At 74.7% G+C, this 13,443-nt stretch carries 11 protein-coding genes and 1 pseudogene; 7 read left to right on the top strand and 5 right to left on the bottom strand.

Going from position 1 to position 13,443, the window contains the following annotated elements:
- Nucleotides 1-112 precede the first annotated feature (112 nt).
- Nucleotides 113-1,588: an MFS transporter gene (locus AB0442_RS29825; protein WP_366166744.1), complete on the bottom strand. Its 1,476-nt coding sequence runs from the start codon at nt 1,586-1,588 to the stop codon at nt 113-115.
- 194 nt (nt 1,589-1,782) lie between these two features.
- On the opposite strand from AB0442_RS29825, the gene AB0442_RS29820 reads away from it, so the two are divergent.
- From AB0442_RS29820 to AB0442_RS29810, 3 genes are all read left to right on the top strand, one after another.
- A complete protein-coding gene (locus AB0442_RS29820) occupies nt 1,783-2,487 on the top strand; it encodes a TetR/AcrR family transcriptional regulator C-terminal domain-containing protein (protein WP_366166742.1) in 705 nt (234 codons plus the stop codon).
- Between the two features lie 122 nt (nt 2,488-2,609).
- Entirely contained in the window at nt 2,610-3,557 is a 948-nt protein-coding gene (locus AB0442_RS29815; RefSeq protein WP_366166740.1) for an MBL fold metallo-hydrolase, read from the top strand.
- A 112-nt stretch (nt 3,558-3,669) separates the two neighbouring features.
- The gene (locus tag AB0442_RS29810; protein ID WP_366166738.1) at nt 3,670-4,227 is read left to right on the top strand and encodes a TetR/AcrR family transcriptional regulator; all 558 of its coding nucleotides are present in this window, start codon (nt 3,670-3,672) and stop codon (nt 4,225-4,227) included.
- A gap of 62 nt (nt 4,228-4,289) precedes the next feature.
- Here AB0442_RS29810 and AB0442_RS29805 read toward each other — a convergent pair whose 3' ends face one another.
- Both AB0442_RS29805 and AB0442_RS29800 read right to left on the bottom strand, forming a co-directional pair.
- Nucleotides 4,290-4,841 carry a heme-degrading domain-containing protein gene (locus tag AB0442_RS29805; protein WP_366166736.1) on the bottom strand — a complete coding sequence of 184 codons (552 nt, stop codon included), beginning with the start codon at nt 4,839-4,841 and terminating at the stop codon, nt 4,290-4,292.
- Nucleotides 4,838-5,932, bottom strand: coding sequence for a Gfo/Idh/MocA family oxidoreductase (locus AB0442_RS29800; protein WP_366166734.1), 1,095 nt, complete (start codon nt 5,930-5,932; stop codon nt 4,838-4,840). Before AB0442_RS29800 ends, AB0442_RS29805 begins: the two co-directional genes overlap by 4 nt.
- Before the next feature lie 137 nt (nt 5,933-6,069).
- Here AB0442_RS29800 and AB0442_RS29795 point away from each other — a divergent pair, with 137 nt between their 5' ends.
- Nucleotides 6,070-7,185, top strand: coding sequence for an ROK family protein (locus AB0442_RS29795; protein WP_366166733.1), 1,116 nt, complete (start codon nt 6,070-6,072; stop codon nt 7,183-7,185).
- A 145-nt stretch (nt 7,186-7,330) separates the two neighbouring features.
- On the opposite strand, the gene AB0442_RS29790 is transcribed toward AB0442_RS29795, so the two are convergent.
- Nucleotides 7,331-7,879, bottom strand: coding sequence for a TetR/AcrR family transcriptional regulator (locus AB0442_RS29790; RefSeq protein ID WP_366166771.1), 549 nt, complete (start codon nt 7,877-7,879; stop codon nt 7,331-7,333).
- Between the two features lie 370 nt (nt 7,880-8,249).
- On the opposite strand from AB0442_RS29790, the gene AB0442_RS29785 reads away from it, so the two are divergent.
- On the top strand, nt 8,250-10,193 hold the full coding sequence (locus AB0442_RS29785; RefSeq protein WP_366166731.1) for a glycoside hydrolase family 3 N-terminal domain-containing protein: 1,944 nt from the start codon (nt 8,250-8,252) through the stop codon (nt 10,191-10,193).
- 264 nt (nt 10,194-10,457) lie between these two features.
- Nucleotides 10,458-11,696, top strand: coding sequence for a cation:proton antiporter (locus AB0442_RS29780; RefSeq protein ID WP_366166729.1), 1,239 nt, complete (start codon nt 10,458-10,460; stop codon nt 11,694-11,696).
- Nucleotides 11,697-11,900: 204 nt separating this feature from the next.
- On the opposite strand, the pseudogene AB0442_RS29775 reads toward AB0442_RS29780, so the two are convergent.
- A pseudogene (locus AB0442_RS29775) lies at nt 11,901-12,734 on the bottom strand (EamA family transporter); the annotation flags it as partial.
- 39 nt (nt 12,735-12,773) lie between these two features.
- On the opposite strand from AB0442_RS29775, the gene AB0442_RS29770 reads away from it, so the two are divergent.
- Complete coding sequence (locus tag AB0442_RS29770; protein ID WP_366166727.1) at nt 12,774-13,286, top strand: MarR family transcriptional regulator; 513 nt, start codon at nt 12,774-12,776, stop codon at nt 13,284-13,286.
- The last annotated feature ends 157 nt before the right edge of the window (nt 13,287-13,443 follow it).

Raw genomic sequence — 13,443 nt, 5'->3', positions numbered from 1 at the left:
GCCCGGTTCGCGGCCCGCCACACACCGCCCTCCCGTGCGGACGGCCGGACACGCGGAACGGCTGCGGCCGCCCGCGCGGGGCGGGCGGCCGCAGCCGTTCGGAAGGAGCGGATCAGGCGTGCACCGGTGCGGCCGGCTCGCCGGCCTCGGCGCCGCCGTCCTGAGCGCCCTCGGCGCCTTCGCCGCCCTGCGGCCGGGCGTGCTTCGGCAGCAGGAAGATCGCCGCGAAGACGACGGCCATCATGGCCAGTTCGACCCCGAGGGTGACCTGCTCGGCGTGCACGAAGTCGCCGCTCTTCACCTGCTCGAAGAAGACGGTGCCGAGGATGGCGGTGCCCAGCGCCGCGCCGAACTGCTGCACCGAGGTGAGCGTGCCGGAGGCGGAGCCGGTCTCGTGCGGCTCGACCGAGGCGAGCACCGTGTCGAAGAACGGCGCCATCACGAAGCCCATGCCGAGGCCGGTGACCGTGAGGGCCGGGGCGAGCTGCCACGGGGTGACCCCGGCGCCGGCCAGGTGCAGGGTGAGCATGATGCCGGCGACGCCGAGCGCCATCACGATCAGGCCGCCGTGCATCACCTTGCGGCCGAAGCGCTGCAGGGCCTGCGAGGCGATGAACGCGACCACCATGCCGAGCGAGGACGGGATGCCCGCGAGGCCGGCCTTGAGCGGCGAGTAGTGCAGGCCGATCTGGGTGTACAGGCTGAAGGTCAGCCAGAAGCCGGTCATCGCGGAGAAGAACAGCAGGCCGAGGACCATGCCGCCGCTGAAGCCGCGCTTGGCGAACAGGCTGGGCTCGACCAGCGGGTCACCGCCGCTGCGGCTGCGCCGGCCCTCGTACCAGCCGAAGAAGCCGAAGACGGCGACGGAGGCGGCGATCAGGGCGAAGGCCCAGAGCGGCCAGTCGTGCTCGCGGCCCTGCACCAGCGGGAAGATCATCAGGGCCGAGCCGGCCGCGGCGAGCAGGGCGCCGAGCAGGTCGAGGCGGACGGCGCGGGCGCTCTTCCACTCGGGCAGGAAGCCCAGACCGCCGGCGATCGCGAACAGGCCGAGCGGGATGTTGATCAGGAAGATCATGCGCCAGCCGGTGCCGAACAGGTCGGCGTCGACCAGCCAGCCGGCGAGGATCGGGCCGCCGACCGTGGACAAGCCCATGACCGGGCCGAACATGCCGAACGCGGAGGCCTGCTCCTTCTCGGAGAACATCTCCTTGAGCATGCCGAGGCCCTGCGGCAGCATCACCGCGCCCAGCAGGCCCTGGAAGACCCGGGCGGCGATCAGCTGGTCGGGCCCCTGGGCGAGGCCGCAGCCGATCGAGCCGAGGGTGAAGCCGACGGCGCCGATCAGGAACATCCGGCGGCGGCCGAAGATGTCGCCGAGGCGCCCGCCGGTGATCAGGCCGATGGCCATCGCCAGCGTGTAGGCGGCGCCCATCCACTGGATGGTGCTCTCGCCGCCGCCGATGTCGGCGCGGATGGAGGGTGCGGCGATGTTGGTGACCAGCGAGTCGAGGAGGTCCATGACCTCGGCCGCGAGGATCACGAACAGCGCGGCCCACCGCCATCGGTACGGGGTGGGGGTGTCGGTCATGGCGTCTCCAGACGGGGAACAACGTTTCTATCGAGCGAACACCGTTCTACGGAGTCGATCGGCGTTCTGTCAAACAATATTCGCGGCTTCGAACGCTGTTCGCTCTCGGTTACGATGTTCGTCAACGTCCGTCGATCACGGACGTCCGTCCGTGCGTGCGGACCGGACGTCCCCCCGAGGTGGAAGAGGTGCGCGTGACCTCGGAGATGCCCCCGATCCCGTGGCACAAGGCGCGCAGGGCCGACACCCGTCAGCCGCTCACGCCCGAGGCCGTCGTCGAGGCCGGCATCCACGTCCTCGACCGCGAAGGGCTCGAGGGCCTGACGATGCGCCGGGTCGCCCAGGAGCTCGGCACCGGCCCCGCCTCGCTCTACGCCCACGTGTCCGGCAAGGACGAGCTGCTGGAGCTGATGCTGGAGCGCATCTCCGGCGAGATCCGGCTGCCCGGACGGCCCGAGCCGGAGCGCTGGAAGGAGCAGATCAAGGAGGTCTGCCGGGAGGCGCAGCGGGTCTACACCGCGCACCGCGACATCACCGTGGTCTCGCTCGGCGGCATCCAGCTCGGCCCCAACAAGCTGAAGGTCGCCGAGTTCGTCGTCGGCCTGCTGCTCTCCGCCGGCATCCCCCGGCAGGTCGCCGCCTACGCGCTGGACGGCCTCGGCCAACTGATCGACTCGGACGCCTACGAGGCCTCGCTCTACACCGCGAAGATCGCCGCCGGGGTGGACGTCGACGCCTACTTCGACGGGGTCCGCGACTACCTCGCCCGGCTCCCTGAGGAGCGCTTCCCGCTGCTCAAGGAGATGGCGGAGACGATGGTCCACGGTGACGGCGACGAGCGCTTCGAGTTCAAGGTCGAGGTCTTCCTGCGCGGCCTGGAGTCGTACATCGAGCGGTAGCGGCGCCCCGGCCGGGGCCGTCCCGCCGTGCGCGTAGGCTTAACGCAAAGATTGAGCTTCAGTGGCGCTCGGGGTCCGCCGCGCCCGCGGGCCCGGCGCCGACCGCACCCGGAAGGACGGCCGTGTCGTTACTGCGCCCCGCCACCACCGAACCGGCCCCGGCGCCCGCCTGGACGGTGGGCGACCTCGTCGTCCACCGCGTCGACGAGGTCGAACTGCCGCCGCGGACCGGCCCCTGGCTGCTGCCCGGCGCCACGCCCGAGGTGGTCGCCGCCGCCCCCTGGCTGCAGCCCGACTTCGCCGACGCCGACCGCGTCCTGCGGCTCGCCAGCCACACCTTCGCGGTGGCCGCGGGCGGCCTGCGGATCCTGGTCGACACCGGCATCGGCAACGGCAAGGACCGCGCCAACCCCGCCTGGCACCGGCTCGACACCGACTACCTCGACCGCCTGGAACGGGCCGGCTTCCCGCCCGGATCGGTCGACCTCGTCGTCCTCACCCACCTGCACACCGACCACGTCGGCTGGAACACCCGCCGGGACGGGGACGCCTGGGTCCCCACCTTCCCCCACGCCCGGTACCTCACCAGCCGCGCCGAGTGGGACCACTGGGCGGGCGCCGAGCTGGAGGAGCCCCGTCGGCAGATGTTCCGCGACTCCGTCCACCCGGTCGCCGAGCACGGCCTCCTCGACCTGCTCGACGTGCCCGCCGACGGCCTGGAGATCGCGCCCGGGGTGGTGCTCGTCCCGATGCCCGGCCACACCCCCGGCCAGGTGGCCGTCCGGCTGACGAGCGGCGGCGCCACCGCCCTGATCACCGGCGACTGCATCCACCACCCCGTCCAGCTCGCCGAGCCCGACATCCACAGCCACGTCGACATCGACCCGGCACTGGCCGGGGTGACCCGCCGCAAGCTCCTCGCCGAACTCGCCGACACCGACACCCTGCTGCTCGGCAGCCACTTCCCGCCGCCGACCGCGGGCCTGGTGCGCCGTGACGGCGCGGCCTACCGCCTCCTGGCCGTCCCCGGCACGACGGGCCGCCCGGCGGACGGCGGAACCGCACCGTGAGGCTCCGGGACCGCACCGTGAGGCTCCGGGACCGCACCACGAGGCTCCGGGACCGCGACATGAGTCCGCGGCCTCACGCCGTGAGGCCGCGGCGCCGCGGCGGACCGGCCGGATGAGCGGCCGGCCGGTGCCGCGCCCCGGCGGCCGGAGCGCCCGGGTGCAGGAGGCCGTCCGGACCGCGCTGCGGGAACTGGAGGCCGAGGTCGGCCGGTCGGCGCTCACCGTCCCGCTCGTCGCGGCCCGGGCCGGCGTCACCCCGTCGACGGTCTACCGCCGTTGGGGAGACCTGCAGATCCTGCTCTCCGACGCCGCGGTCGAGCGGCTCCGCCCGGACGCACCGCCCGAGGACCACGGCTCACTGGCGGCGGACCTGCGCGCCCGGGCCGAGCAGTTCCTGGAGGAGACGGCCACGCCCGCGGGCCGCTCGTACCTCCGCGACGTGCTGCTCGGCGACCCGGAGGGCGGCAACGCCGGCCGCTGCTCCGAGTACGCCGCGGAGCAGATCCGGACGCTGCTCGACCGGGCGGCCGGCCGGGGCGAGGCGGCACCGGACGCCGAGACGGTCCTCGACCGGGTGGTGGCGCCGCTGGTCCACCGGGTCCTGTTCCGGCCCGACGGTCTGGACACCGCTTACGCGCACCGGCTCGTCCGGGACGCGCTGGAGGACTGACGTGCCCGGCCCCCGGTCGTGGACCGGGGGCCGGGCGGGTCGGGCGGGTGCTTCGGACGGTGTCAGGCGCCGCGGCGGGCCGCGACGAGGTGCTGCTCCAGGGCGGTGACCACCAGGCGGTGGTCCTCGGCCTGGGGGAGGCCGGAGACGGCGACCGTGCCGACCACGCCGACGCCCTCCACGGTGACCGGGAAGGCGCCGCCGTGCGCGGCGTAGGTGTCCGGGTCGAGCCGGGACTTCTCCTCGAAGGTCTCGCCCTTCGCCGCGAAGCGCAGCCCCACCAGGTAGGAGGAGCAGCCGTAGCGGTCCACCGTCCGGGTCTTGCGCAGGATCCAGGCGTCGTTGTCGGCCGAGCTGCCGGGCAGCGCGAAGCGGAAGAGCTGCCGGCCGTTGCGGCGGACGTCGACCACGACCGGTGCCTGCTCGGCCCGGGCCAGCTCGACGAGCCGGGTGCCGAGCCGCCAGACGTCCTCGTCGTCGAAGCCGGGCAGGCGCAGCCGGCGCTCCTCGTCCTCGATCCGGTGGATCAGGGCGGCGATCTCCTCGGGCGTCCCGGGACCCTTCCTCGGGCTGCTCGGCGGGTTGCCCGCCGGCTCGGTCGTCGGCTCGGTCATCGGGCGTCCTCCTCGGTCAGTGCGACGGTACGGCCCTCGGCGGCGGAGCGCCGGGCGGCCTCCAGCACGGCGAGGGCGGCGACGGCGTCGCGCGGGTCGACCGGGGCGGCCGCGCCCTCGCGCAGCGCACGGACGACACCGGCGTAGAAGGCGGGGTAGTCGCCCGGCAGCGAGGGGTGCGGCGCCGCGCCGTCGACCGTGCCGAGCAGGCCGCGGTCGGCCTCGGCGACCTCGCCCCAGCCGGGGCCGGGGAGCTGCCCGGCGCGCAGCGCGTCCTCCTGCGGGTCCATCCCGTGCACGGTGTACGCGGCGCGGTCGCCGAGGACGCGCAGGCGGGGGCCGAGCTGGCCGGCCAGGGCGCTCATCCACAGGTGGGAGCGGACGCCGGAGGCGTGGGTGAGGGCCACGAAGGCGTCGTCGTCCGCGGCGGCGCCGGTGCGGCGGGCGTCGACCTCGGCGTACACGTGCGTGGCGGGGCCGAAGAGGGTCAGCGCCTGGTCCACGAGGTGGCTGCCGAGGTCGTAGAGGATGCCGCCGGCGTCGGCCGGGTCGGCGGACTCGCGCCAGCCCTCCTTGAGCTCCGGGCGCCAGCGCTCGAAGCGCGACTCGTAGCGGTGCACGGTGCCGAGCGAGCCGTCGGCGACCAGCTGTCGGACGGTACGGAAGTCGGCGTCCCAGCGGCGGTTCTGGAAGACCGTCAGCAGCAGGCCGCGGGCCTCGGCGAGGTCGGCGAGGCCGGCGGCCTCGGCCGCGGTGGCGGCCAGCGGCTTGTCCACCACCACGGGCAGGCCCGCCTCCAGCGCGGCGCGGGCGAGCGGCACGTGGCTGCGGTTGGGGGAGGCGACGACCAGCAGGTCAAGGGCGGACGGGTCGGTGAGCAGCTGCTCGGCGGTGTCGACGGCGCGGGCCTGCGGGTGCTCGCGGCGCAGCTGCTCGCGGCGCTCGGGGCTGGCGGTGACCACGGCCTCCAGCCGCAGGCCCGGGGTGGTGGCGATGAGCGGGGCGTGGAAGGCGGCGCCGGCCAGGCCGTAGCCGACCAGGCCGACGCGGAGTGCGGGGTGCTCGGGGTGCGGGGTGCTCGCGGTGGTCATGCCGCCAGTTAAACAACAGTGTTTCTTAAGTGCAAGTCCAGGTGCGCTCCAGGCGTGGGATCGGGCGCGGATCGGGCGTGGTCCGGGCACGGTTGCGGCGCGGTCCGGGCGCACCGGCGCCGGGCACAATGGGCCCCATGACGACGCACCCCGGCCCGACCGGCACCAACCTGGCCGGACTGCGCGACCACAACGCCGCCCTCGTGCTCGGCCTGCTGCGCGCGGCCCCCGAGGGCGGCAGCCGGGTCGGACTCGCCGCCCGCACCGGCCTCACCCCGCAGGCCATCGGCAAGATCACCGCCCGGCTGCTCGCCGAAGGCATGATCGAGGAGGCCGGCCAGAGCGCCTCCACCGGCGGCAAGCCCCGCACCCTGCTCCGGCTGCGCGCCGAAGCCGCCTGCGCGGTCGGCGTCCACCTCGAACGCGACGAACTCACCGTCCTGCTCGTCGACCTGACCGGCCGCCGCCTCCACCTGCACACCCGGCCGGTGGCGGCGGACATCGCCCCCGGCGACGCCGTCCGCCTGGTCGCCGACGGGATCCGCCGTGCCGCCGAGGCCCTGCCGGAGGGGGCGCGGCTGCTCGGCGCCGGCATCGGCTGCCGCGGCCCGCTCGACCACGCCGCGGGCGTCCTGCACTGGTTCACCCCGGCAGGCCCGCGCGGCTCGTCCGCCTGGCACCACTACCCGCTGCGCGACGAACTCGCCGCCCGCCTCGACGGACTGCCCGTCGTGGTCGACAAGGACACCAACACCGCCGCCCTCGGCGAGGCGCCCGCCGCCCCGCGGCCCGGCGGCGGCCTCGCCTACGTCCACCTCGCCGCCGGACTCGGCGCGGGCCTGCTCCTCGACGGCGCGCTGCACCGCGGCACCCGCACCAACGCCGGCGAGTTCGGCCACCAGACCGTGCAGGTCGACGGGCCGCTCTGCGCCTGCGGCAACCACGGCTGCCTGGAGGTGCTCTGCCTCGCAGCCCTGGAGCGCGGCGACCACGCGGCCGCCGCCCGGCTGGTCGGCGTGGGCGTCGCCAACCTCGTCCGGCTGCTCGACATCGACCGGGTGGTGCTCGGCGGCCGCGCCGTACTTGCCGCCCCCGACACCTACCTCGACGGCGTCACCGCCCAGCTCAAGGCCCGTATCCCCGACCCGGAGTGGCAGCCCGTCCCGGTCACCCTCGCCGCCGCCGGCCACCTCGCCGTCGCCGCGGGCGCCGCCGAACTCGTCCTCGGCCCGCTCTTCGGCCGCCGGACCTGAGAGGCGGGTCCTGTGCGGAGGACGCGTCCCGACGCGTCGATGCGCGCGTCCACCCGTGGATCGGTGTCGTGGGCCGCCGTACGCCTCCCGCCGGCCCGCCCCGCCCCGGGACCGGCCGGCGCCGTGCCCGTCGTCCGGGAGCGGCTCAGCCGGGCCGGTCGCCGGTGCGCAGGCCGGCGAGGAGCGCGTCGATGGTGCGGCGGGTGGTGGCGGCCATGTCCACCGACTCCGGGGCCAGCAGCCACTGGAGCTGCAGGCCGTCCATCACCGCGATGATCGCGTTGGCCACCGACTCGACGTCGGTGTCCGCCCGGGTCTCGCCGAGCTCGCAGGCCTCGACGAGGGCCTCCACCACCATGGCCCGCAGGCCGGTGTAGCGGCTGCGGAAGAAGTCCTGGGCCGGGTGGCCCTCGGTGACGCTCTCGGCGGAGAGCACCGCGTACAGCCGGACGATGCCCTCGCGCTCCGCATTGCGCCGCACCGTCTCCACCAGGTGGTCGAGGAGGGCGAGGCCGCGCGGCCGCTCCGTGCCGAGCTGGGCCATCTCGGAGTCGTCGCGCAGCTCCAGCACGCCGCTGAGCAGGGCGGTCTTGGAACGGAAGTGGTGCAGCAGACCGGGCTGGGTGAGGCCGGCCCGTTCGGCGATCTCGGCGAGCGAGGCGTGGTGGTAGCCGCGGGTGGCGAAGGTCTCCACGGCGATCGCGAGGATCTCCTCGCGGCGGCGCGCACCGCCCGGTCGCGGGGAGCGGGCGCCGCCCGGGGCGCGGTGCGCCGGGTGCTCCACGGGCTGGTCGGGGCTGTGGTCGGCGGTGCGGTCGAGGGTCACCGGGTGAGTGTACGAGCCCCCGGCGGGCCCCGTGGACGGGTCGCCGGGCGCAGTCCGTCCCCGCGGCCGACGATCCGTCAAGCTCTGAAAAAAGTGGGGCAGAAGACTTACCTAGTGGTCGGTAGGTCTGATTGCATGTCAGCGGCCCTCAGCAGTGCACCACCCGGCGCGGCCCCTGCCGCCGCCGGACGCGCCTGTGTGCGCGTGTCCGCCCATCCACCGCGATACGGAGAGACACGTGGAACCCACCCGTCACGGCACCACCCGCCGCCCGCGCCGCCGGGCCCTGCTCGCCCGCGCCCTGCTCGCCGCGTCCGCCCTGGCCGCGGGCACCGTGCCGCTGAGCACGGCGCAGGCCGCCGAGCCGGCCGCCGGCGGACGCCCGCTGCCGTACCTCGACGCGAAACTGCCCGTGCAGCAACGCGTCAAGGACCTCCTCGCGCGGATGACCCTGGACGAGAAGATCGGCCAGATGACCCAGGCCGAGCGCAACGCCGTCGACGCCGACCGGGCGCAGATCACCGACCTGAAGCTCGGCTCGCTGCTCTCCGGCGGCGGCTCCACGCCCACCCCCAACACCCCCGCCGCCTGGGCCGACATGGTCGACGGCTACCAGCAGCGCGCCCTCGCGAGCCGGCTGCACATCCCGCTGCTGTACGGTGTCGACTCCGTCCACGGCCACAACAACCTGGTCGGTGCGACCGTCTTCCCGCACAACATCGCGATGGGCGCCACCCGCGACCCGGACCTCGTCGAGCGGGCCGCCCACATCACCGCCACCGAGACCCGGGCCACCGGCCCGCAGTGGGTGTTCGCACCGTGCGTCTGCGTGACCCGCGACGACCGGTGGGGCCGCACCTACGAGAGCTACGGCGAGGATCCGGACCTGGTCTCCCGGATGGAGACCGCCGTCGACGGCTTCCAGGGCGACAGCCGCAAGGACCTCGCCCGCCCCGACCGGGTGCTGGCCACCGTCAAGCACTACGCCGGGGACGGCGACACCGCCTACGGCAGCTCCACCAGCGGCAGCTACAAGCTGGACCAGGGCGTCACGATCACCGACCGCGAGCACTTCCGGACGGTCGACCTCGCCCCCTACGTCACCGCCGTCCGCAAGCACGACGTCGGCAGCATCATGCCGTCCTACTCCAGCGTCGACTGGACGGAGGACGGCATCGGGAACCCCGTCAAGATGAGCGCCAACAAGGAACTGCTCACCGACGTCCTCAAGCAGAAGATCGGCTTCGACGGCTTCCTGATCAGCGACTGGGACGCCATCAACCAGATACCCGGCGACTACCCGACCCAGGTGCGCACCGCCGTCAACGCGGGCCTCGACATGTTCATGGTGCCGTACAGCGCCGGGAAGTTCGAGCAGGCCCTGCTCGCCGAGGTGCAGGCCGGCCGCGTGCCGCTCTCCCGGATCGACGACGCGGTGCGCCGCATCCTGCGCGCCAAGTTCGAGCTCGGCCTCTTCGAACACCCCTACACCGACCGCTCCAACGCCGCGACCATCGGCTCGGACGCCCACCGCGCGGTCGCCCGCCGGGCGGTCGCCGAGTCCCAGGTCCTGCTGAAGAACGCCGACCGCGCCCTGCCGCTGAAGGCCCACCAGAAGATCTACGTCGCCGGCGCCAACGCCGACGACATCGGCAACCAGGCCGGCGGATGGACCGTCACCTGGCAGGGGCAGAGCGGCAACACCGTTCCGGGCACCACGATCCTCCAGGGCATCCGCCAGTACGCCCCGGACGCGGCGTACAGCCGGGACGCCTCCGCACCCGCCGCCGGGTACGACGTCGGAGTCGTGGTCGTCGGCGAGACCCCGTACGCCGAAGGCATGGGCGACGTCGGCAACGGCCACACCCTGAACCTCTCCGACACCGACCGGGCGAACGTCGACCGCGTCTGCGCCGCCGTCCCCACCTGCGTCGTCCTCGACGTGGCCGGCCGTCCGCAGATCATCACCGGCGAACTGCCGAAGGCCGACGCCTTCGTGATGTCCTGGCTGCCCGGCAGCGAGGGCGGCGGCGTCGCCGACGTGCTCTTCGGCAAGCTGGGCTTCACCGGCAAGCTCCCGGTCAGCTGGCCGCGCAGCGAGGCCCAGGAGCCGATCAACACCGGCGACCGCCACTACGACCCGCTCTTCCCGTACGGCTTCGGCCTCACCACCCGCCGCTGACCGCACCCGCGCCGACCGCACCCGCGGTCCCGGCACCAGGCCACCCGCCGCCGCTGCCGACCCAGCGGCGGCGGGGACCCGCGGAGGACCCTCCCGGCGCAGGGAGGGTCCTCCGCGCACCACCCGCGCACCAGCTCCTGCACCGGCCCGCCCGCCGGGACACGCGGGGAGTGCCTCGCGGTCCGGCCCGCGGATCCGCCGCGCATACGATCGGGAGCACTCCGCCGCCGTCCGGTCGCGCACCGGGGGAAGACAGGTGCGCGCGTGATCGCGCTGGTCGTCAGCATGGGGACGCTCTTCGCGTGGGCCCTGGTGGCCGGACGGCTCGCCCGCTGGAGCATCACCGCCCCCGTCGCGATGACCGCGGCCGGCGTGGTGCTGACCGTCGGTCCGCACCCGCTGGTCACCGTCAGCATGACCACCTCGGACGCCGAACGCGCCGTCGAGATCATCCTCGCCGTGCTGCTCTTCACCGACGCCACCGCGGTGCCGAAGGGCGTCGTCCGCGCACACCGCCGCCTGCTCGCCCGGCTGCTGCTGGTGGCCCTGCCGCTCACCGTCCTCGCCGGCGTGCTGGTCGGCGGACTGCTCTTCCCGTCCGGCCGCTGGTGGCTGGTCGCTCTGTTCGCCGCGGTGACCGTCGCCGTCGACCTCGCACCCGCCGCCGAAGTGATCAAGGACAGCCGGCTGCCGTCCTGGCTGCGCGGCGTCCTCACCGTCGAGACCGGCCTCAACGACGGCATCCTCGCGCCCCTCTTCCTGCTCTGCCTGGCCGGCGCCGACGCCTACGGCGACGTTCCGCAACCCACCGGCAACCCGCTCGGCGACGCCCTCGACGCCGTGCTCCGGGCCGTCGTCGCCGGCGCGCTCGTCGGCCGCCCCGGCGGCCTGCTGCTGCGCCGCGCCTGGCAGGCCGGCTGGACGAGGCCCTCCGCCGTCCGGCTCGGCATCCTCGCCCTGCCGCTCGCCGCGTACGGGCTGGGCATCCTGCTGGACGGCAGCGGCTTCATCGCGGCGTTCGTCGCCGGGCTCTGCTTCGCACCCGACGTGCGGGCCCTGCCGCCCAAGGCCCTGCACCTGGTCGAGGACGTCGGCGCGCTGCTCTCGCTGGCCCTCTGGTTCGTCTTCGGCGAACTCGTCACCCAGGCCTTCACCGGCGACTTCGACGGCCGGGTGGTGGCCTACGCCGCCCTGTCGCTCACCCTCGTCCGCGTCCTCCCCGTCCTGCTCGCCCTGGTCGGCAGCGGCCTCCACCGAGCCGACCGGCTGATGCTGGCCTGGCTCGGCCCCCGCGGGATGGCCACCATCGTGTACGGCCTGCTCGCCTTCAACGGCCTGGCCCCCGTCGACCCGCACGCCGCCGACCTGGTCGGTCAGCTGATGACCATGACCGTCCTGATGAGCCTCGTCCTGCACGGCCTCACCTACGGGCCGCTCGCCGCCCGCTACGCCCGCCGCGCAGACCGCGACGGCGGTGGGCGAGACCGCCGCGGCCCGCGGTGACGAGCGAACGACGGGCGGGGAGCGACGGGCGAGGGCGTCGGCGAAGTGCGGTTGAACGGCGGCCCTGCCGAACGAACGGGGGAGTGACCGTGAACGAGTCCGGGGCGGTGGCCGCCGCACGGCGACCCGCGACCGCCTGGCTGGAGTCCTGCTTCGGCCCGGGGACGGTCTGACGGCCGGCCGCGGCCGCCCGGCGCCCACCGGGCGGCCCAGCACGATACCGCCCAGGATCAGCGCCATGCCGGCGAGCTGGCGCGGCGTCAGCGACTCCCCGGCGAGCAGGGTGCCGAGCAGCACGCCGGTGAACGGATTCAGCAGACCGACCAGGCCCACCGTCCCGGCCGGCAGGTGTCGCAGCCCGGCGAACCAGGCGGCGAAGGCGACCGCGGTGGCCACCACGGCCGTGTAGCCGAAGGCCGCCAGTTCGCAGGCGCCGAGCGCCGGCGGCGGCCCCTCCAGCACGGCGGCGACCGGCAGCAGGAACAGCCCGCCGGCGACCAACTGCCAGGCCGTGGAGGCGAGCAGGCCGGCGCCGGCACCCCACCGCTTGCCGAGCACGAAGCCCAGCGAGGACACCAGCATCGCCGCCACCGAGGCGAGCACCCCGGACGGACTCACCCCGCCCGTCCCGCCGAGCAGCATCAGGCACACCCCGCCGAGCCCGATCCCCGCCCCCGCCAGGTGCGCCGGGCGGGGCCGCTCGCCCAGCAGCGCCCACCCGGCCAGCATCATCGCCAGGGGGGCGAGCGCCATCACCGTGGACGCCACGCTCGTCGCCAGCAGCTGGGACGCCGTGTACACCAGCACGAAGAAGGCGCTGGTGTTGAGCAGCCCGAGCACGGCGGAGCGCCACCACCACACCCCGCGCGGGAGCTCCCGGCACAGCGCGAGCAGCAGCAGCCCGGCGGGCAGCGCCCGCACCGCCGCACCGAACAGCGGATGGTCCGGCGGCAGGAACCGCTGGGTGACGAAGTAGTTGACGCCCCACGCCACCGGGGCCACCGCCGTGACCAGGATCCACCGCAGATTGCCTTCCATGGAAGACACCATAGCTTCCGGGGAAGATATGATCCATGCATGGACCAGCCGCAGCCGCTCGACCGCGTCGCCCGCATCCAGGCCGCCTGGGCCCGCGAACGGCCCGACCTCGACGTCGCACCCCAGGGCGTCATCGGCCGCCTGCACCGCGTCGCCGCCCTCCTCGCCGAGGAGCTGTCCGTGGTGTACGGCCGCTACGGCCTCGGCGAGGGAGAGTTCGACGTCCTGGCGGCGCTGCGCCGTGCCGGTGACCCCTTCGAACGGGCCCCCGGCGAACTCGCCGCGCACACCATGGTCACCACCGGCGCCATGACCAAGCGGGTCGACCGCCTGGAGCGGGCCGGGCTGGTCACCCGCCGCCGCAGCGACGCCGACGGCCGCGGCCGGGTGGTCGCCCTCACCCCCGCCGGCCGGGAGCTGATCGACCGGGCCTTCACCGACCACATGCGCAACGAACACCGCCTCGTCGAGGCGCTCTCCCCGGTCGAGGCGGCCGCCCTGGAGGCACTGCTCACCTCCTGGCTCGCCCGGCTGGAGCCGCCGCAGCCGTAGGCCGGTCCCTGATTCGGGGCACGGACGTCGCCCCGGCGCCGGGGCGACGACTCCCCGTGGGCTGTTCGGGGTCGCCCGCCCCTGCGCCCCCGCCCGGTCGAGAAGCGTGCCTGCGGCGTCCCCGGCACGTACGCCACTCGCTGTCCGATGCCACCAA

This window comes from Kitasatospora sp. NPDC085895, from assembly GCF_040702125.1.
Taxonomy (GTDB): Bacteria; Actinomycetota; Actinomycetes; order Streptomycetales; family Streptomycetaceae; genus Kitasatospora; species Kitasatospora arboriphila.
The sequence above is the reverse complement of the archived record's forward strand: the minus strand, read 5'-3'. Positions and strand labels throughout refer to the sequence as shown.